The sequence below is a fragment of the Leifsonia xyli genome (assembly GCA_001647635.1).
GTDB lineage: Bacteria > Actinomycetota > Actinomycetes > Actinomycetales > Microbacteriaceae > Leifsonia > Leifsonia xyli_A.
In genome coordinates this window covers 1,784,946-1,803,894 of record CP014761.1, presented here as the reverse complement: position 1 = coordinate 1,803,894, position 18,949 = coordinate 1,784,946, and the positions used below count along the sequence as shown (strand labels likewise).

17 protein-coding genes are annotated in these 18,949 nt (G+C 70.8%); 9 read left to right on the top strand and 8 right to left on the bottom strand.

What is annotated here, in order from left to right; translation table 11 throughout:
- Positions 1-9: 9 nt before the first annotated feature.
- Complete coding sequence (locus A0130_08845) at positions 10-1,233, top strand: hypothetical protein (protein ID ANF31763.1); 1,224 nt, start codon at positions 10-12, stop codon at positions 1,231-1,233.
- Between the two features lie 56 nt (positions 1,234-1,289).
- On the opposite strand, the gene A0130_08840 is transcribed toward A0130_08845, so the two are convergent.
- On the bottom strand, positions 1,290-1,508 hold the full coding sequence (locus A0130_08840; GenBank protein ANF31762.1) for a hypothetical protein: 219 nt from the start codon (positions 1,506-1,508) through the stop codon (positions 1,290-1,292).
- Positions 1,509-1,650: 142 nt separating this feature from the next.
- Here A0130_08840 and A0130_08835 point away from each other — a divergent pair, with 142 nt between their 5' ends.
- Positions 1,651-2,724 (top strand): pyridine nucleotide-disulfide oxidoreductase, encoded by a 1,074-nt coding sequence (locus tag A0130_08835; protein ID ANF31761.1) that lies wholly within the window; start codon positions 1,651-1,653, stop codon positions 2,722-2,724.
- Between the two features lie 91 nt (positions 2,725-2,815).
- Here the strand turns inward: A0130_08835 and A0130_08830 are convergent, their stop codons facing one another.
- From A0130_08830 to A0130_08810, 5 genes are all read right to left on the bottom strand, one after another.
- A complete protein-coding gene (locus A0130_08830) occupies positions 2,816-4,813 on the bottom strand; it encodes an amylo-alpha-1,6-glucosidase (protein ID ANF33364.1) in 1,998 nt (665 codons plus the stop codon).
- A gap of 77 nt (positions 4,814-4,890) precedes the next feature.
- Complete coding sequence (locus tag A0130_08825; protein ANF31760.1) at positions 4,891-5,634, bottom strand: peptidase E; 744 nt, start codon at positions 5,632-5,634, stop codon at positions 4,891-4,893.
- Positions 5,631-6,542 (bottom strand): ABC transporter permease, encoded by a 912-nt coding sequence (locus A0130_08820; protein ID ANF31759.1) that lies wholly within the window; start codon positions 6,540-6,542, stop codon positions 5,631-5,633. Before A0130_08820 ends, A0130_08825 begins: the two co-directional genes overlap by 4 nt.
- Positions 6,539-7,696, bottom strand: a complete 1,158-nt coding sequence (locus A0130_08815) for an ABC transporter permease (protein ID ANF31758.1) — start codon at positions 7,694-7,696, stop codon at positions 6,539-6,541. The genes A0130_08820 and A0130_08815 overlap by 4 nt, the downstream gene beginning before the upstream one ends.
- 28 nt (positions 7,697-7,724) lie before the next feature.
- Positions 7,725-8,978: a sugar ABC transporter substrate-binding protein gene (locus A0130_08810; protein ANF33363.1), complete on the bottom strand. Its 1,254-nt coding sequence runs from the start codon at positions 8,976-8,978 to the stop codon at positions 7,725-7,727.
- Positions 8,979-9,204: 226 nt separating this feature from the next.
- Here A0130_08810 and A0130_08805 point away from each other — a divergent pair, with 226 nt between their 5' ends.
- From A0130_08805 to A0130_08785, 5 genes are all read left to right on the top strand, one after another.
- On the top strand, positions 9,205-10,251 hold the full coding sequence (locus A0130_08805; GenBank protein ANF31757.1) for a transcriptional regulator: 1,047 nt from the start codon (positions 9,205-9,207) through the stop codon (positions 10,249-10,251).
- A 43-nt stretch (positions 10,252-10,294) separates the two neighbouring features.
- On the top strand, positions 10,295-10,876 hold the full coding sequence (locus tag A0130_08800) for an antibiotic biosynthesis monooxygenase (GenBank protein ID ANF31756.1): 582 nt from the start codon (positions 10,295-10,297) through the stop codon (positions 10,874-10,876).
- Positions 10,877-11,037: 161 nt separating this feature from the next.
- A complete protein-coding gene (locus A0130_08795; GenBank protein ANF31755.1) occupies positions 11,038-11,880 on the top strand; it encodes a hypothetical protein in 843 nt (280 codons plus the stop codon).
- Positions 11,877-12,506, top strand: coding sequence for a PadR family transcriptional regulator (locus A0130_08790; protein ANF31754.1), 630 nt, complete (start codon positions 11,877-11,879; stop codon positions 12,504-12,506). Before A0130_08795 ends, A0130_08790 begins: the two co-directional genes overlap by 4 nt.
- Positions 12,507-12,738: 232 nt before the next feature.
- The gene (locus A0130_08785) at positions 12,739-14,892 is read left to right on the top strand and encodes a DNA-binding protein (protein ID ANF31753.1); all 2,154 of its coding nucleotides are present in this window, start codon (positions 12,739-12,741) and stop codon (positions 14,890-14,892) included.
- Here A0130_08785 and A0130_08780 read toward each other — a convergent pair.
- Positions 14,889-15,611: a hypothetical protein gene (locus A0130_08780; protein ID ANF31752.1), complete on the bottom strand. Its 723-nt coding sequence runs from the start codon at positions 15,609-15,611 to the stop codon at positions 14,889-14,891. The two genes, A0130_08785 and A0130_08780, sit on opposite strands and share 4 nt — an antisense overlap.
- A 93-nt stretch (positions 15,612-15,704) precedes the next feature.
- On the opposite strand from A0130_08780, the gene A0130_08775 reads away from it, so the two are divergent.
- On the top strand, positions 15,705-16,466 hold the full coding sequence (locus tag A0130_08775; protein ANF31751.1) for a MerR family transcriptional regulator: 762 nt from the start codon (positions 15,705-15,707) through the stop codon (positions 16,464-16,466).
- On the opposite strand, the gene A0130_08770 is transcribed toward A0130_08775, so the two are convergent.
- The gene (locus A0130_08770; protein ID ANF31750.1) at positions 16,463-17,353 is read right to left on the bottom strand and encodes a hypothetical protein; all 891 of its coding nucleotides are present in this window, start codon (positions 17,351-17,353) and stop codon (positions 16,463-16,465) included. The genes A0130_08775 and A0130_08770 overlap by 4 nt on opposite strands.
- Before the next feature lie 64 nt (positions 17,354-17,417).
- On the opposite strand from A0130_08770, the gene A0130_08765 reads away from it, so the two are divergent.
- Positions 17,418-18,896 (top strand): GntR family transcriptional regulator, encoded by a 1,479-nt coding sequence (locus A0130_08765; GenBank protein ANF33362.1) that lies wholly within the window; start codon positions 17,418-17,420, stop codon positions 18,894-18,896.
- Positions 18,897-18,949: the final 53 nt, after the last annotated feature.

Below are 18,949 nucleotides of genomic sequence, written 5' to 3'. Positions count from 1 at the left end.
TCGCCTGGCGTGCTCCGTGGCTCTCGCGGCCTTCGGGGGCTGCTGGGCGCGGCCCCCGCGCTGGCGACGTCGGCCCCGCCTCCCGCCGCCCCCAACGCTCTCGTCCCGCTCGTCGACTGCGTTCAGGATGCGCCCCTCGGCGCCGTCACCTCGCGCACCGTCGTGCTCGGGTACCGTTCGTCGGCCGCCGACGCCGTCACCGTCGTCCCAGGCTCCGGCGCGAACGACATCACCGGGGGCGCTGCCGACCGCGGCCAGCCGTCGAGCTTCGAGCCGGGGGAGCACCACGGCGTGTGGCTGCTGACCGTCGATGCGGCCGCCGAGCCCGACCTGGCGTGGCGGCTCGGCGCGACCGAGGCGCGCTTCGACGCCGCACCCGCCTGCACCGCCGCCACGGCCGTCAGCGTCAGCGCGCCGACCCAGGTTGCAGCCGCGGGCACGGCCGAGGTCACGGCGACGGTCGGACGCCTCCTGCTCAGCGCCCCCTCCACCGGCACCGTCTCGTTCGCGCTCGACAGCGGGCCTGAGGTCACCGTGCCGGTCTCGGCCGTCGGCGTCGCCCGCGCGAGGCTGCCCGTGGCCGCGCCCGGTCCGCACACGGTCAAGGCGACGTATACGCCCGCCACCGGCTCCGGCCTCCTCGCTTCCACCGGCACCGCAGCCTTCACCGGAGTCGCCGCCGGGGCCCCGCTCGCCGTCGCGGCCGACTCCGTCGTCGCCGGCAGCACGAGCGTCCTCGTCACGATCTCCCGCCCGTCGGCGCAGGGCGACGCCGCCGTCGACGTGATGACGGCCGACGGCACGGCGCTGGCCGGCGCCGACTACACGCCCGTCGCCACGACCGTGGCGCTCCTGGACGGGCAGTCCAGCACCACGCTCCGCATCTCCCTGCCTGCCCGCGCGGCGGGGTCGTCCGCGGCGAGCTTCTTCGTGCTGCTGCAGCGCGCATCCACCGCCGTCACCACGGCGTCGGCGACGATCCGCCTCCCTGCCGTCCCCGCGGTCGCGACGGCCGCCGCCCCGAACAGCGCAGGCAGCGGCCCGGCCGGCGCCGCGGCGATCTCGTCGGCACTGCCTCCGGATGACCCGACGACCCCGGCCGTGACGGCGACCGTCAACGCGGCTCAGGACCTGGCCATGCTCGTGGGCGGCATCCTGATCACCGCCGGAGGGGTCGGCGGCGTCGTCAGACTCGTCCGGGCGGCCGCGCTCCGTACCGCACGCGTGGGATGAGTCCGCGCGTCACGCAGGGCGATGCGAGCGCATCGCGCTCGGAGGGACGGGAGGCGCTACGCGCGCTTCGGCGTGGTGCCGGTCTCTTCGTCCTCGTCCTCGTACTCGACCTCGTCGTCGGTCGCGTACTCGGCCCACTTGTCGTACGGGTCGCTTTCGCCGTGGGAGTGGCCGGTCAGCTCGCGCTCCAGCGCGTCGTAGTTCACGTTCGGACTGAACGACTTCAACTCGCGAGCGATCTTGGTGTGCTTCGCTTTTTGACGGCCGCGCCCCATGCGTGACCCCCTTTTGGTCCCAGCCCGTGCGAGAGACTCGCTCGGGAATCCGATAGAAACAATGAAAACTAGGATGCAGTTTAGCATGCGGCCCCCACGGGACCCCGAGTTCGCGCACAGCGAGAAGTGATGGGATGAGCGCGTGAGCACGACCAGGACCGACACCCAGGTGGTGGTGATCGGCGCAGGCCAGGCCGGTCTCGCGGTCGCGTACTACCTGCGCCGTTTCGAGCTCACTCCCGGTGTCGATTTCATCATCTACGACCGCGGTCCGATCACCGGTGGCGCATGGCAGCACCGATGGGACGCGCTCAAGCTCGGCAGCGCTCACCACGTCCACGATCTTCCCGGGATGGCCGAGCTCGGCCTGAGCTTCGACACCGCGGATCGGACCCTCCCGGCGCGCGACATCGTCGCCGGGTACTACCGCCGTTACGAGGAGCATTTCGGACTCGACGTGCAGCGTCCCGTCACCGTGACGAGCGTGTTCGACCGCGGGGCGGACCTCATCGTGCAGCACACCGCGGGCGAGACCGCGACGCGCATCGTCGTCAACGCGACGGGCACGTGGGGCGCTCCGTTCGTCCCGTACTACCCGGGCGTCAACGACTTCCGCGGCCGGCAGGTGCACACCTCGTCGTACATCTCTGCGCAGGAGTTCGCGGGCCAGTCGGTCGTCGTCGTGGGCGGCGGGACGAGCGCGATCGGGTTCCTGCTCGAGCTCGAGGAGGTCGCGGCCTCACTGACCTGGGCCACCCGGCGTCCGGTCGACTTCCGCGACGAGTCCGAGCTCACCATCGAGGGCGGCGTCGCCGCCGTCGCGATGCAGGACGCCGCCGCACGCAACGGACAGGCGCTCCCGTCGATCGTCAGCGGCACGGGCGTGCCCCGAACGCGCCGGATCGCGGCGGGCATCGAGCGCGGCGTCCTCGTCGAGCGCGGGATGTTCTCCCGCATCGAGGCGGACGGCGTGCGCTGGCCCGACGGCTCCTTCAGCCAGGCGGACGCGATCATCTGGGCGACGGGCTTCCGCCCCGAGCTCCGCCATCTCGCGCCGCTGCGGCTGCGCGAGAAAGCGGGCGGACTCACGGTCGCGTCGGGCGCGTCCTGGCAGGACTCGCGCATATTCCTCGCCGGGTATGGACCGCAGGCATCCACCATCGGCGCCAACCGGGCGGGCCGCATCATCGCCCGCCAGATCATGGCGCAGCTCTAGCGGCCGCCTCCGCGGACTGCGGCGTCTCGGATCAACTGCGGCTGCGCGAGCCGCTACAGACGTTCCGTGACGCCGCAATTGCGGCGGCGCGTCAGGCGGTCACGTCGCGCGGCTCGCCCGCAAAGCGGAGGCCGCGGACGCGGATGGAGCCGGCGGCCGGGTCGGGGTCGACGCTGAACGTGCCCGCCGGCGCATCCGCCTGCAGGCCGAGCCGCGCGCTCAGGACCGCGACCGCGGCGGCCGCCGACCACGCCTGCGGACGGCACGCCGCCGGATACGGGATGGGCGCCGACGTCTCGCTCGCCGGGTCGCCGGAGTGCAGCTCCGGCATCCGGTAGCGGAAGCCGTCCGCCGCGGCGAGCAGCCCGTCGGCCAGCAGCGCCGCCTCCGCCCGGAACCCGTCCCGGACCAGCCCGGTCACCGCTATCGCGGTGTCATGCGCCCACACGGAGCCGCCGTGGTAGCTGAGCGGCCAGTAGCCCTCGGAGTCGGTCGACATCGTCCGCAGCCCGTAACCGGAGCACAGCTCGGGCGAGACCAGCCGTCGCGCGACGAGCTCGGCCTGCGGCTCGTCGAGGATGCCCGTCCCGAGCAGGTGACCGATGTTGCTGGTGACCGTGTCGACGCGGCGCTTGGACGCATCCAAGGCGACCGCGGGGTAGGCCCCGGCCGGGTCGTCGATCCAGAAGGCGGAGGCGAACCGCGCCTTCAGGTCGGCCGCCCATTCGCGCCAGGCGGAGCCGCCGTCGCGCCCGAACGCGTCGAGCAGCTCCGCACCGCCGATCGCCGCCTCGTAGGCGTAGCCCTGCACCTCGCACAGGGCGATCGGCCCCTCGGCGAGCGTGCCGTCACGCCACTGGATGGAGTCGCCGGAGTCCTTCCAGCCCTGGTTGGCGAGTCCGTGGCCGGTCGTGTCGACGTATTCGAGGAACCCGTCGCCGTCGCTGTCGCCGTAGTCGCGCATCCACGCCAGGGCCGCCTCCAGGTGGGGCAGCAGCGCCTCCACCTCGTCCTGCGACATGCCCCACTTCCACGCGTCGTGCAGCAGGCACACCCAGAGCGCGGTCGCGTCGACGGTGCCGTAATAGAGAGGAGGGAGCACGACGCCCTCGCCGGGGATGGTCAGGGCGGCCGGCCGCAGCTCGTGCATGATCTTGCCGGGCTGCTCGGCGGTCGCGTCGACGTTCTCGGTGCCCTGGAAGTGCGCGAGCACCCGGAGTGTGGAGGCGGCGAGCTCGTGCCCGAGCGGCAGCAGCATCCGGGCCGCCCAGATCGAGTCGCGGCCGAACAGTGTGAAGAACCAGGGCGCTCCGGCCGCGAGGAAGACGTCGTCCGGGCGCTCGACGGTCGACATGCGCAGCGCCTGCAGGTCCGCCAGCGCGCGGTGCAGCCACGACGCGAGACGCGAGTCGCCGGTCTCGGCCGTGAACGCCTCCCACTCCGCTGACGGAGCAGCGCCGCCGACCACTGCGGTCGGGTCGGCCACCTCGATGCTCCAGCCGACGGCGATCTCGCCATGGGCCGGAACCTCGACCTCCCACCGGAGTGTGATCGCGGCGTCATCGACCGTCACGTCGGCGTCCGGGGCGGACAGCCGCGCCGACACCGGGCCGCTGCGCAGGACGGCGCCGGAGGTGTCGTCCGCCGACACCGACACCGGATGCTCGCTGCCGCTCAGCCCGGCCTTGATCTGCTGCATCGGCGAGAAGTCCGCGCGCAGCGCGACGGCCACGACCGTGCGGAGGGACGAGCCGAGCGCGTTGCGCAGGACGATCCTCTCCTCCAGCGCGCCCGCGCGCACGGTCCGGGTGCGGTCGACGCGGACCCGCGGATCCGCCGTCGCATCGTCGATCCCACGGGCCAGCGAGGTGAACACCGCCTCCGCCGCGGACGACCCCGAGGTCGCGATGTGCTCGGGCTCGGCACCGCCGACCGTCAGCAGGATGCGGTCGAGCACCCGCAGGTCGGAGTGGTAGAACCCGTGGATGCCGTGACCGTCGATCCGCCCGTCGGGGGCCGACCACGCCTGGGACGGTGCGGAGAGCACCACGACGCTGTCGTGGAGGAGCGGCTGCAGGGGCTGGGTCATCGTGGGGGTCGTGCCTTCGTGTTCGGTGACGGTGGTCCGGGACGCCGGAGGGGCGTCGGTCGTGGGGTGGGATGCGGTCATGCGGCGGCCTCCTCGTCGAGGACCCGGGGCGGGATGCGGGTCTCGCGCACACCGTCCCCGTCGCGCTCGACGCGCCAGACGGAGACTCCGGGCCGCTCGGCCACGATGTCGACGAGCTCGTGGCCGTGGTAGACCACGCCAGTCCCCTCGTCGAGCGCGTAGCCGTCGGGCAGGATGCCGTCGGCGACCGCGCGCTGGTGCGCCGGCCGGCGGCTCGGGTCCGAGTCATAGTGCACGGCGAGCGAGCCGGGCACCAGCCCGAGCCCGTCCGCGACGGCGGAGATGCCCGGGCCGTAGGACGACGTCGTCCCGCCTTCGTGCCAGCAGAGCGCTCCCGCCGACCCTCCGGCGAGCACGACGCCGCGCCGCCACGCCTCGGCGAGCAGCCGGTCCACGCCGTGCGCCCGCCACACGGCGAGCAGGTTCACGAGACTGCCGCCGCTGACCCAGATCACGTCCTGGCGCAGCAGGTGGTCACGCAGATCCGGGAGGTTCGGATGCGGGAACAGCCGCAGGTGCGTCGCGTCCACGCCCGCAGCGCGTGCCGCCTCCAGCTCACCGCCTTCGACGTGCCGCTGATCGCCGCCGGCGGTGTTGACGTGTGTGACCCGCGGCGCGCGTCCGCGCACCTCGGCTAGAGCGATCGCATGGTGGAGCAGCGGTCCGTAGACCGAGTCCGTCCAGCCTCCCGCGTTCAGCCCGCCGCACGTGGCGAGGATGGTCGGCTCGCTCGCCGTCATTCCTTCACCGCCCCTTCGCTCGAATTCATGATGCGCCGCTGGAAGACGAAGAACAGCACCGCGACCGGGATGGTCATGATCGCCGCCGCAGCGAGCTTCAGCGGGTATTGGCTCCCCTGGCTGAGCTGGCCGCTCGCGAGTCCCGCCACGCCCTTGGTCAGAGTGGTGAGCGCCGGGCTCTGCGTCGACACGATGAAGTGCGCCAGCTCGTTCCACGACCCTTGGAACGACAGGATGATGATCGTGATGAGCGCCGGCCGCGCCATCGGGAGCACGATCGACCAGAACACGCGGAACGTCCCGGCTCCGTCGATCCGCGCCTGCTCTTCGACGCTCGCCGGGATCGACTCGAAGAAGTTCTTCATGATGAAGACGCCCGCGGCGTCCGTCAGCAGGGGCAGGATCATGCCCGTGTACGAGTCGTACATGCCGAGCTGGTTGATGACCAGGAACTTCGGGATCAGCAGCACCACCATCGGCACCGACATGACGGCGACGAGGGCGGCGAACACGACGGTCCGCCCGCGGAAGTGCAGACGCGCCAGCGCGTAGCCCGCCAGCGAGTCGAAGAAGACCCGCCCGGCGGTGACGAAGACGGTCACGAGCGCGGTGTTACCGAACCAGACCGGGAAGTCGGAGTTGAGGAACAGCTTCGTGTAGGCGGCGGTGGTGAAGGTCTGCGGGATCAGCGAGACCGGGTTGGCCGAGGCCTCCGCGTCCGTTTTGAACGAGGTCGCGAGCTGGATGAGGAACGGCATGATGTAGATCACGGCCAGCACGACGAGGATCGCGTAGGTGATCGAGGTCGCGACGATCGTCCCGGTCGACCTGCGACGGCGGCCGGTGGGTCGCGGAGCCGATGGCGGCGGGGAGATCGAGACGGCGTCCTGCGCTGTGGTCGTGGTCATCGGAGCGCTCCCTTCCGGTCGGTCTCGTCGGCGGTGGACGGCACGCTGCTCGGCGCCCCGCCCGCGGCCGTGCCGGCGGCCAGCGCCGGCTGGTACAGCCGCATCCGTCGCTTGGACACCTTCCGCTCGCGGAGCACCCAGCGCTGGAACAGGGTGAACACCACGATGATGACGAACAGGATGAACGCGATCGCGGCGCCCTGACCCCACGACTGGTTCACGAACGAGGTCTGATAAGAGAGGTACGCCGGCGTCAGCGTCGTCTTGCCCGGCGCGCCCCGCGTCCCCGTGTAGATCTGGTCGAACACCTGCCAGCACCCGATGAGGCCGAGGGTCAGCACGGTGAACAGCGTCGGGCGGAGTTGGGGGAGCGTGATCCGCCAGAAGCGCTGCCAGGCGTTCGCGCCATCCATCTCGGCGGCCTCGGTGATGTCGCCGCCGAGGTTCTGCAGCGCCGCGAGGAACAGCAGCATGAAGGTGCCGCTCGTCGTGAAGACGGCCATGATGATGTACGCCGTCATGGCGACCGACGGACCGCCGAGCCAGTCCCACCACGAGACGCCGAGCGCCGTGTTCTGGGTCAGCGCGGCAGGGCCCTGCGTGATGCCGAAGGCGGCGAGCAGGTCGTGGATGATGCCGCTCGGGTCGTTGAACCAGTTCGGCCCGTGGATGCCGAACCACGACAGCACCTTGTTGACCGCGCCGCTCGTGCTGAACAGGAACAGCCACAGCACGGTGATCGCGACCGAGCTGGTGACCGACGGGAAGTAGAAGGCGGTGCGGAAGAACCCGCGGCCACGGAGGATGGCGCGGTTCACGAGCACCGCGAGGCCGAGCGACACCGCGGTCTGGATGGGCACGACGAGCACCACGTACCAGGCGTTGTTCTTGAGCGACATGCCGAAGTCCTGCTCGGCGAGGCCGCCGCCGCTCAGCAGCGTCGTGTAGTTCTGCAGCCCGACGAACTTCACGTCGGCCGAGAAGGGGCTGCCGCGGCCGCCCCAGTCGGAGAAGCTCACCCACAGCGCCATGAGCACCGGGATGACGAGGAACACGCCGAGAAGCAGGATGACCGGGGCGGTGAACAACCACCCCGAGGCGGCCTCGCCGCGCCGGATCCCGGTGCGACGAGGCCGACTCGTGGTTGCAGACATGACTCTTCTTCTTCTCCGTCGAAGGGAATTACTTCAGCAGCGCTTCGAGGTTCTTCTGCGTGGTGTCGAGGATCGACTTCGGGTCGCCGGTGGCCAGCGACTCCAGCTTGCTGTTGAGGTCGGTCACGACGTCGGCCGAGCCCTTGGCGGTCGGCACGCCCTTGGCGTAGTCCGCGGCGTTGAGGAACGGGACGAGGTCGGGGTTGGCCGACTTCCACTCGTCGGCGGCCGACTTGATCGACGGCATCGGGCCGAAGGCCTTCGAGAAGGCGAGCTGGTCGCCCTTGCTGGTCAGCTTCTCCACGAGCTTGAGCGCCGCGGCCTGGTTGGGGCTGTCGGCGGCGATGCCCCAGCAGTTGGTGAACTGCAGGGTGCCCGCGCCGGCCGGTCCCTTCGGGAGCTCGGCGATCGTGTACTTGATGTTCGGGAAGTCGGACTTCAGAGCGCCGGTGATCCAGTTGCCCTCGATGGTCATCGCCGCGAGGCCCTTGCCGAACGCCTCGCCGCCCCAGCCTGCGCCGAGGTCCTTGGCGTACTTGAGCTCGCCCCCGTTGAGCATCTTCTTCACCTCGTCGAGCGCCTGCACGTTGGCGTCGCTGTTCGCCGTCGCCTTGGTGCTGTCGTCGTTCATGAGGTTGCCTCCGGCCTGGACCATGAACGAGCCGATTCGGGCGTACTCGCCGGAGATGCCGAGGCCGACCTGGCTGCCGGTGGTCAGCTTCTTCGCGACGGACTCCAGCTGGTCCCAGGTCTTCGGGATGTCGGCGTCGGTGAGCCCTGCGGCCTTCCACGCGTCGGTGTTGATCACGAGCTGGAGGGTCGAGAAGTCCTTGGGCGCGCAGTAGAACTTGCCGTCGTAGGTGAAGGACTTGACCAGGCTCGGGTAGAAGTCGCTCTTGTTGCTGAGCTGGTCGCCGTATGCGAGCAGGGAGCCGTTGGATGCGTACCCGGCGAGCGCGTCGGTCGACAGGTAGAAGACGTCCGCCGGCTTCTTCGCCGCGAAGCCCTGCGAGAGCTGCTGGTTCAGGTCGCTCGCCGCCACGACGCTCGCCTTGGTGCCCGAGCTCTTCGACCAGTCGCTGACCGCTGACTTGACCGCGTTCGTCTCGGCGTCGCCGGACGAGCCGATCATGACGGTGAGCGCCTTGTCCGACGAGGTGAGCTTGCCGGAGTCGCCCCCGTTGCTGCTGCCGCCGAATCCGGAGCCGCAGGCGGTCAGGGCGAGCGCTGTCGCCGCTGCGACGGCGCCGGCCGCGAGCCGGCGGTGTGTGATTTTGCGCATTCGATTCTCCTTGGTGGGGGAGATCACGATGCGCTGCAGCGATGCCCGCATCCGACCTCCTTTGGTCCGTCGTGGTGTCTCCGCCCGATGTTTGAACGATCAAATCAGCACCTGCTACGGTGACTTTGAACGATCAAACCGGGATGTGTGCCACAGTAACCGCGCTGTTCCGAAGGTGTCAAGCGGAGCGCTAGGGTCATATCCAGCCGAGGAGGGGAGGCGCGCGATGGGACTGCAGCCCACCGTCAGCGATGTCGCGGACGTCGCCGGTGTCTCCCGCCAGACCGTCTCCAACGTCCTCAACGCACCCGAACTCGTGCGCCCGGAGACGCGGGAGCGCGTCCAGGCGGCCATCCATACGCTCGGCTACCGGCCGCACGCCTCCGCGCGCCGGCTGCGCACCCAGAAGAGCTCGACGATCGGCATCCGCCTCGATCCGATCACGCAGGACGGCATCTCCGGCAGCATCCTCGATCGCTTCCTGCACGCGCTCACCGAGCAGGCCGACCGGCAGGGTCTGCGCGTGCTGCTGTTCACCGCGTCCGGGCCCGACGACGAGATCGAGCAGTTCCGCCGCCTCTCCGACGCCGCCGACGTCGACGCCTTCGTGCTGACCTCGACCTTCCACGGCGACCCGCGCACTGAGTGGCTGATCGAGCACGGACAGTCGTTCGTCACCTTCGGGCGGCCCTGGGGCATCGACGACATGACCGATCCGCAGCACCTCTGGGTGGATGTGGACGGCCGCGCCGGCGTGCGGGACGCGACCTCCTACCTCCTCTTAAAGGGGCTGCGCCGCATCGCGTTCGTCGGCTGGCCCAGCGGGTCCGGCACCGGCGACGACCGCCGGGCGGGCTGGCTCGATGCGATGCGAGGCGGCAGCGGTCTCGCCGAGGACGAGCTCCGCCGCCTCGACGCCGCGGTCGAGGACGTCGTGCCGTTCGGCGCAGAGGCATTCCGCCGCCTGGAGGCGGACGCCGGCCCGATCGAGGGCGTGGTGTGCGCGTCCGACTCGCTCGCCCTGGGCGTGCTCACGGCGACCGGAGGCCGCATCCCGGTCGTCGGCTACGACGACACCCCGGTCGCTGCGTCGCTCGGCTTCTCGAGCGTCGGGCAGCAGCTCGACGAGGTCGCCGCGGGCGTCCTCGAACTCCTCACCGGCGCCCACGGCGGCCGGGTGCGGACGGACGAGGAGGTCGCCGATCCACGGCACCGCCTGGTGGCGCCGCGGCTCGTGGTCCGGGAGGGGCCGACGCTCATCAGCGGGCGTTGACCGGCGAAATCCGCCTGTAACGCCGGCCGGAGACAATGGAGGCATGTCTCCACAAGAGCCTCTGCTGGATGCGCCACGAGCGCGTCGCCTCCCGATCACCGTGTCCATCACCCGCCGCGTCGACGGCAGTCGCCTGGCTGATGTCACCCGCTGGGTGCAGTCGGGTGTGAACCTCGCGAACACCTACGAGGGCTTCCTCGGCTCAGGATGGGTGCGCGCCCACGCCGACTCCGATGACTGGCACATGCTGTACCGCTTCGCGGACGCGGCGACCCTGGAGGCCTGGGAGGCCTCGGACGACCGCGCCGACTGGCTGTACGAGGGCCGCGAGCTCGTCGAGGTGTCCCGCGTCGAGCGGCGCACGGGAATCGAGGGCTGGTTCGACGAGCCGCAGCCGGGCGTCCCGGCCGCACCGCCGCGGTGGAAGCAGGCGGTGACTATCTGGCTCGGCTTCTTCCCGCTGTCGCTCCTGTTCACCTACCTGACGGTCACCTTCGTCCCCGGCTGGCACACGCTGTGGCCCCTCGCCACGGTGCTGATCAGCACGCTGTGCCTGACGCCGACCATGACGTATGTGCTGCTGCCGTTCGTCACCCGGATGCTGCAACCCTGGCTCAAGCGCTGAGGCGCATCCACTCGGGGTCCTCCCTGAGCAGACCCTGATTCCTGCCGGCGCTGCTTGTGCGAGTCGAATTCGCGATATATCGTGATTCACGTCAACAGTCGCGATATAACGCGAGTCACCGACGGTCCCGGCACGGACCGGAGAACAAGGAGCATCAGGACATGGCACAGGAGAAGTGGCTGATCCAGCCGGGCGAGAGCCGCACCATCGACGTGGAGATCGTCCGCACCCTCAAGGTCGGACTGCTCGGCGGCCAGGTCGACATCGTCGGGCACGACGAGCCGGGCGCGCGGATCGAGGTCCACTCGGTCGCCGGGCGCGACCTGAAGATCGTCATCGACGGCGACCGCCTCGAGATCGATCACCCGCAGCTGCGCTGGGACAACTTCATCGAGGTGTTCAAGTCGATGCGGTCGAGCGCCAAGGCCGAGATCAGCGTGCTCGTCCCGCGCGACGTGGAGCTCAAGTTCGGCGTCGTCTCCGCGACCGCCCTCGTCTCGGGCCTCTCCACCGACGCCAGGTTGAGCACGGTCAACGGCGACGTCGTCGCCGACGGGCTCACTGGCGACATCGAGCTCAACTCGGTCAGCGGCGAGCTGTCGGTCCGCGACCACACCGGACGCATCGTCGCGCACACCGTCTCGGGTGATGTGACCGCGACCGGCGCCATCCACCGGTTCTCCGCGGCGGGCGTCTCCGCCGACGTCATGATCGACGTCACCGGCACGCCGGACGAGATCAGTGTGAACACCGTGTCGGGGGACACGACCATCCGCATCCCCGAGGCCGTCGGCGCGCGCTACCGCGTGGACACGGTGTCGGGCAAGGTGCAGCTCGACAACATGACCGTCGTCGGCGGCATGGGTCGGGGGTACACCGGAACGTCCGGCTCGCTCAACGGCACCTGGGTCGAGATCAGCGTCAACTCCGTCTCGGGCGACGCCGCCGTGCTCCGCAGCGCGGCGACCACGCAGAGCGCTGGAGCCCAGGAGGCGACGGCGTGAGTCCCGTCTTCTCGCACGGCAGCCTCCGGCTGTACCTGCTCAGCCTGCTCGACGAGTCTCCGCGGCACGGCTACGAGCTCATCCAGGCGCTCACCGACCGGTTCGGGGGCACCTACAGCCCGAGCGCCGGCACCATCTACCCCCGGCTGGCGAAGCTGGAGGAGGAGGGCCTGGTCACCAAGACCACCGAGGGCCGCAAGACCGTCTACGCCATCACGGACGCCGGCCGCGCCGAGCTGGCCGCGCGTCGTCCGGAGCTCGACGCGATCGAGGACGAGGTCACGGATTCGGTGCGCCGTCTCGCCGACGAGGTGCGCGCGGGCGTCAACGACGCCATGCGCACGCTGCGCGCCGAACTCGCGTCGGCAGCCCGCGAGGCGAAGCGGAACGCCTCCCGCGTCGACCCGCGCCAGGAGGCGCGCGACGCCGATCGGGATGCGCGGATGGCCGGCAACGCGGCCGTCCGCGACGCGGAGGCGGCGCTCAACGAGTTCCGGCAGGAGCTGCGGACCGACCTGCGGTCGTACGCGGCGCGCGGCGCGCTCCCGGAGGATGCCGTCCCGTTCCTGAAGGGCGAGCTCGACCGGGTCCGCCGCGCGGTCGCGGAGGCGCTGGCCGGACGTTGACCGCATCCGACCGTTTCGGGGAAGAGTCAGCGAACGCTCATCCGGCTCCCAGCAGCAGCCCTTCCGGTCGCCGCGCCGCGAGAAATCGCGGGCGGCGCCCCTCCGCGCGGTGCAGGCCCAGTGTTTGCAGATCGGGCGGCTCACCGGCGCGCGACGCGCCGACTTGACAGTGCATTGCCAGCGAGTATGCTCGCACCTCGTGACAAATGAGGGGAGATCCCCGAAGCGCTGGTTGATCGGCGACCCGCTTCCGAGCGAAAAGCTCGAAGGACAGCTGCTCCCGAAGCACCTCGCCCTACCCATCTTCGCCTCCGACGCCCTCTCCAGCGTGGCCTACGCCCCGCAGGAGCTGCTGATGATCCTGCTGCTCGGCGGGCTGGCGTTCCTCACCTTCGCCCCGTGGGTCGCCGCGGCCGTCGTCGTCCTGCTCATCACCGTCGTCCTGAGCTACCGCCAGCTGGTCAAGGCGTACCCGTCGGGCGGCGGCGACTACGAGGTGGCGCACAAGAACCTCGGCGAGAAGGCCGGGCTGGTCGTCGCCTCTGCGCTGCTCGTGGACTACGTGCTCACCGTCGCGGTGTCCGTCGCGTCGGGCGTCGACAACGTGATCTCGGCATTGCCGTTCCTCGCGCCGTGGCGCGTCGAGCTGGCCATTCTCTGCGTCGTCATCATCGCCGCGGTCAACCTGCGCGGCGTGCGCGAGTCGTCCAAGGCGTTCGCCCTCCCGACGTACATCTTCATCGGCAGCATCGCGCTGATGATCGTCACCGCCCTCGTCCGCACGGTCTTCGGCGACGCCCCCGTCGCCGAGTCCGCCGGCTACCAGGTGCACGCCGACTCGCTGACCCAGGCCGCGGTCGTGCTGCTGCTCCTCCGCGCGTTCTCCAGTGGATGCTCGGCCCTGACAGGTGTCGAGGCCGTCGCCAACGGCGTGCCCGCGTTCCGCACCCCGAAGATCCGGAACGCCCGGGTCACTCTGGGCCTCATGGGCGGCATCGCCATCACGCTGTTCGCCGGGCTGACCGCGACCGCGCTGATCAGCGGCGTCCACTACGCCGAGAACCCCTGCGACCTGCAGGGCTGGGCGCAGTGCGCCACGCAGCCGCAGCGCAGCCTGATCGCGCAGATCGCCGCAGCCACCTTCGGCAACAACACGTTCTTCTTCTTCCTGGTGCAGGCCGCGACCGCCGTCGTGCTGCTGCTCGCGGCGAACACCGCCTTCAACGGCTTCCCGCTGCTCGGCTCGGTGCTCGCCCGCGACTCGTACGCCCCGAAGGCGCTCAACACCCGCGGCGACCGCCTGGTCTACTCGAACGGCATGATCATCCTGGCTCTGGCCGCGACCGTGCTGCTGGTCGTCTATCAGGCCAACCTGACCCAGCTCATCCAGCTCTACATCATCGGCGTCTTCGTCTCGTTCACCCTCGGCCAGTCCGGGATGGTGAAGCACTGGATCACGCTGCTGCGGTCCGGCGGCCAGACCGGACGGGAGCGCACCGGCATCATCCGGTCGCTCTGCATCAACGCGTTCGGCGCGTGCCTGACGGCGATCGTGCTCATCGTCGTCACGATCACGAAGTTCACGCACGGCGCGTACCTCGTCTTCATCTTCATGCCGATCCTCTGGTTCCTCATGCTCGGCGTGAACCGGTACTACCGCGATGTCGAGAAGGAGATCGAGGTCGACCCGATCACCACGTTCGGCAGCGTCGGCGACCACGCGATCGTGCTCATCGGCAAGATGCAGAAGCCGGCACTGAAGGCGCTGGACTACGCGATCGCGGCGCGGCACGACTCCATCGAGGCGGTCCACGTCTCGATCGAGGAGGAGGCGACCCAGAAGCTGCAGCGCCAGTGGATCGAGCAGAACATCCACGTGCCGCTCACGATCATCGAGTCGCCGTACCGCGACTTCGGCGTGCCGCTGGTGAAGTATCTCAAGCACCGGCGCGAGGAGCACGGCTCCGAGGTCGTCACCGTCTACCTGCCGCAGTACATCGTGGGGCACTGGTGGGAGACCATCCTGCACAACCACCGTGCCCGCCGCATCAGCAAGCAGCTCATGCTGTGCCACGGCGTCACGGTCGCGCTGGTGCCCTGGCTGCTCGACTCCTCGTCGCTGATCTACGGGCGCCGGTCGCGCCCGCTCCCCGGCCAGGACCGCCGCGGCGAGCCGGTGCGCCCCGTCGCACGGCGGCCGCTGGTGCCGGCGTCGAAGGCGCACACGCGCATCCACATCCACGAGGTGCCGATCACGATGGACGCGCCGGCGCAGACCGCGGAGCAGGTCGCCTCGACGATCCCCGAGCCGGAGGCGCAGCCGTCGGCCGAGACCGTCGGCTCGGGCTCGGCGCAGAAGAAGGTGCCGGCGCGCGCCAAGCGCTAGGCGCGGGCCAGCTCCACGATCGGACCATGGCCGGGCAGCACCCGGTCGACGTCGCACAGCACGAGCCGCTGGGCGCTGCGTGCCGCCTCGTCGGCGTCGTGCTGGAAGAAGGCGGGCAGCTGCTGCAGCTCCCCGCTGTCGCGCAGCAGGGGATGCCCGCCGACGATCGCGTCACCGGAGAGCAGCGAGCGCGACTCGGGCTCGATGAAGCAGGCGCTCCCGGTCGTGTGGCCGGGCGCTGCGAGCAGCTGCAGGATGTGGCCGGTGCTGAGGCGCACCTCATCGCCCTCGAACGCGACGGCGGAAGGGACGCCCACATCGCCGAGACCGCCCGCGCGCACCGCGGCGATCGCCCAGCGGACGGTGCCGCGCTTGAGGACGGACGGCAGCAGGTCGCGGATCGTGACCTGCTCGGTGACGTCTCGTCGCACGTTCGGCAGCTCGGCCGTCGTCGTGGCCACGACGACGCCGCGCTCGGCGAAGCGCGCGCTCCCGCCCAGGTGGTCGGAGTGGCCGTGGGTGATGAGGATGCGGCGCAGGTCGGCGGGGTCGGCGCCCGCCCGACGGATGGACTCCTCCACCAGCGGCAGGTCGGCGGGGTAGCCGCAGTCGACGAGTTCGACGGCGCCGTTCCCGGTGAAGACGGTCCAATTCGACAGCGGGCCCTCGACGAAGAGGATGCCGGGGGCGACGCGGACGGTCGAGCGGATGCCTGTCACCGGGCCACTCTATCCGGGACTGTCCGAGGCGCTTGACCTTGACGTAACGTCAACTCCTAGCGTGGATTCCGCACCGCAGGAGAGGAGGACGACATGGACTGGTCCATCCAGGACATCGCGCGGATCGCCGGCACCACCAGCCGCACGCTGCGCCACTACGACGCCGTCGGGCTGCTCCGTCCGAGCCGGGTCGGCGGCAACGGCTACCGGTACTACGACCGCGACTCCCTTGTGCGGCTGCAGCGCATCCTCCTGCTCCGCGAGCTCGGCCTCGGCCTCGACGCCATCGGCCGCGTGCTCGACGACCGGACGGATGCGGTCCCCGCCCTGCGCGACCACCTCGCGTGGTTACAGGCGGAGCGGGAACGGCTGGCGCGGCAGATCGCGTCGGTCGAGTCGACGATCCACGCAGTGGAGGAAGGAGAGGAGATCGTGGCCGAGAAGATGTTCGACGGGTTCGATCACACGCAGTACAAGGAGGAGGTCGAGCAGCGCTGGGGGAAGGATGCGTACGCGGCGTCCGACCGGTGGTGGCGCAGCAAGACGCCGGAGGAGCGGCGGGAGTGGCAGCAGCGTCAGGAGCAGCTGGCGCGGGACTGGCAGGCCGCGGCCGCGTCGGGCATCGCCCCCGACTCGGACGAGGCGCAGGCCTTGGCTCGCCGTCACGCGGAGTGGCTGGCCGGCATCCCCGGCACGCCCGGCTACGGCACGGGCGCTCCCGTCGCCGCGTACCTGACCGGCCTCGGCGAGATGTACGTCGCCGACGACCGCTTCGCCGCCAACTACGGCGGCCGCGAGGGTGCCGCCTTCGTCCGCGACGCCCTGCGCGCCTACGCCGCCGCCCACCTCGCCTAGGGGTGGCGCGGGCGGCGGGTGATGCGGTCGTCGAGCCAGTGGGCGGCCACGGTACGAGACGGACGGGTCGAGGTCGCTTCGCGCGGGGACGGGGCGGCGCGGTCCGGCTGCGGGGCCCGCACGAGCGGGTCGTCGGAGCGCTGCGTGCGCTGGTGCGCGGCCCGGTCGGATTCGAGCAGGATGCCGTCGCGCACGTCGAAACGGACGGCATCCTGCTCCTCCTCGAGGCCGGCCGACTGCTCGGCCGTTCCCTCGAGCTCGCTCTCCAGCGGCGCAGCCGTTGCAGCGTCCTGCGGGAGCCGGATCGCGAAGAAGGGGAGGGTGAGGCTGCACAGCGGGCCCACCAGCAACGCGAACGCAAGCGTCCCGATGCCCACGTTCCCGCCGAGAATCCACCCGATGATCAGCACGGTCACCTCGATGGCGGTGCGCACCATCCAGATCGGACGCCCGGTGCGCGCGTGCAGTCCGGTCATCAGCCCGTCGCGCGGCCCCGGGCCGAGACGCGGGCCGATGTAGAGGCCGGTCGCCACGGCCAGCAATGCGAGACCGGCGGCGAAGAACAGCACCTGCGCCCACAGCTCCGTCTGCTGCGGGAGGAGGTCGAGGCCCAGCTGCGCGCTGGGGCCGACGAGCAGCACGTTGAGCACCGTCCCGAGTCCCGGGCGCTGGCGGAGCGGGATCCAGAACGCCAGCACGACCAGCCCGATCATGTTGGTGACGAAGCCGAACGGGATGCCCGTCTTGAGCGAGACGCCCTGCGCGAGCACATCCCACGGCGACAGCCCGATCCCACCCCGGACCATGAGCGCGATGGCGATCCCGTAGAGGAACAGGCCGATCAGCAGCTGCACGAGGCGCCGGGTGAGAAGGAGTCGGGTGGTCATGGCTGCAATCCAATCGCAACGATTGGACTGGCGGCAAGATGCCAATTCACCTAAAGTGGCCTCCATGTCGGAAGTCCAGCTCACCGCCCGATCCCTCGAGCAGCTCCTGGGGTCGTGGCGCACCTCCGCGGCCGGGTACCAGGCGCTCGCCGACCGCATCCGGCTCCTGGTGCTCGACGGCCGCATCCCGATCGGCACCCGGTTGCCCGCCGAGCGCGACCTCGCCGGCCGCCTCGAGCTCAGCCGCACCACCGTGGCCGCCGCCTACCGCCAGCTGCGCGAGGGCGGTTTCGTCGACAGCGTGCGCGGGTCCGGCAGCGTCACCCGGCTGCCCGGCCGCACCCTCCCACTCCCGGCGGTCGCCGGCGAGGGGATGCTCGACTTCACCAAGGCGTCGCTGCCCGCCGCCTCCACCCTGGCGGCGGCGGCGCGCGCCGCCGCCGACGACCTGCCGCGGTTCCTGCCCGACCCCGGCTACGACCCGGTCGGGCTCCCGCACCTGCGGGAGGAGATCGCGGACCGCTACACGCGTCGCGGCCTGCCCACCGAGCCCGAGCAGATCCTCGTCACCGTGGGCGCCCAGCAGGCCATCGCGCTGATCGCGCGGACGTTCCTGCAGCGCGGCGACCGCGTCGTGATCGAGGTGCCGACCTACCCGCACGCGATCGAGGCGATGCGGCTGGCCGGGGCGCGGCTCGTGCCCATCACGGTGACGGCGCCCGAGGAGGGTCCGCACCGTCTCGGCGACGAGCCCGACGGATGGGACGCGGACGCGATCGAGCAGACGTTCCGCCGCGCCAACCCGGCGCTGGCCTACCTCATCCCGGACTTCCACAACCCGACCGGCGCCACCATGTCCCCGGGCACGCGGCAGCGGGTGCTCGCCGCCGCCGCCGGTCATGGCGCGATCGTCGTCGCCGACGAGACCACCGCCGAGCTCGACATCGACCGTGTCGGCGACTACCTGCCCATGCCGCGGTACGCCGACCCGGCCTCCCCGCCGGCGCCGATCATCATGATCGGGTCCGCGAGCAAGACGCTCTGGGGCGGCCTGCGGATCGGGTGGATCCGCGCCGACCGCGCCCACGTCCAGCGACTGATCGGGGCGAAGCCGGCGAGCGACCTGGGCACGCCGATCATCGAGCAGCTCGTCGTCGCGCGCATGATCCCGCAGCTCGAGCAGATCGCGGAGGAGCGGCGGGAGCAGCTGCGGGAGGGACGCGCGATCGTGCGCCGGCTCGTCGCGGAGACATTCCCCGACTGGACGGTGCCCGTCCAGCACGGCGGCATGACGGCGTGGGTGGGGATCGGCGCGCCGGTCAGCTCGGCCCTCGCGCTCGCGGCGCGGAGCCACGGTCTGCTCATCGCCGCCGGGCCCCGCTTCGGCATCGATGGCGCGTTCGAGCGCTTCCTGCGCATCCCGATCACCTACTCGGAGCAGGAGTACGACCGTGCGTTCGGCGCCCTGGCGCGCGCGTGGGCGGTGGCCGCGAACGAGCCGGTGCCGTATTTCGACAGCGGTGCGCTGCCCAGCGTGGTGTGAAATCGTCCACAGGTCGGACTCCCACGGGAGTATCCACACGTCGTACCAGGGCA

Excerpts from the sequence above, each read along its gene's own strand:
- A0130_08840 (ANF31762.1), bottom strand. The coding sequence starts at position 1,508 with ATGGGGCGCGGCCGTCAAAAAGCGAAGCACACCAAGATCGCTCGCGAG.
- A0130_08830 (ANF33364.1), bottom strand. The coding sequence starts at position 4,813 with ATGACCCAGCCCCTGCAGCCGCTCCTCCACGACAGCGTCGTGGTGCTC.
- A0130_08825 (ANF31760.1), bottom strand. The coding sequence starts at position 5,634 with ATGACGGCGAGCGAGCCGACCATCCTCGCCACGTGCGGCGGGCTGAAC.
- A0130_08820 (ANF31759.1), bottom strand. The coding sequence starts at position 6,542 with ATGACCACGACCACAGCGCAGGACGCCGTCTCGATCTCCCCGCCGCCA.
- A0130_08815 (ANF31758.1), bottom strand. The coding sequence starts at position 7,696 with ATGTCTGCAACCACGAGTCGGCCTCGTCGCACCGGGATCCGGCGCGGC.
- A0130_08810 (ANF33363.1), bottom strand. The coding sequence starts at position 8,978 with ATGCGCAAAATCACACACCGCCGGCTCGCGGCCGGCGCCGTCGCAGCG.
- A0130_08805 (ANF31757.1), top strand. The coding sequence starts at position 9,205 with ATGGGACTGCAGCCCACCGTCAGCGATGTCGCGGACGTCGCCGGTGTC.
- A0130_08800 (ANF31756.1), top strand. The coding sequence starts at position 10,295 with ATGTCTCCACAAGAGCCTCTGCTGGATGCGCCACGAGCGCGTCGCCTC.
- A0130_08795 (ANF31755.1), top strand. The coding sequence starts at position 11,038 with ATGGCACAGGAGAAGTGGCTGATCCAGCCGGGCGAGAGCCGCACCATC.
- A0130_08775 (ANF31751.1), top strand. The coding sequence starts at position 15,705 with ATGGACTGGTCCATCCAGGACATCGCGCGGATCGCCGGCACCACCAGC.
- A0130_08770 (ANF31750.1), bottom strand. The coding sequence starts at position 17,353 with ATGACCACCCGACTCCTTCTCACCCGGCGCCTCGTGCAGCTGCTGATC.
- A0130_08765 (ANF33362.1), top strand. The coding sequence starts at position 17,418 with ATGTCGGAAGTCCAGCTCACCGCCCGATCCCTCGAGCAGCTCCTGGGG.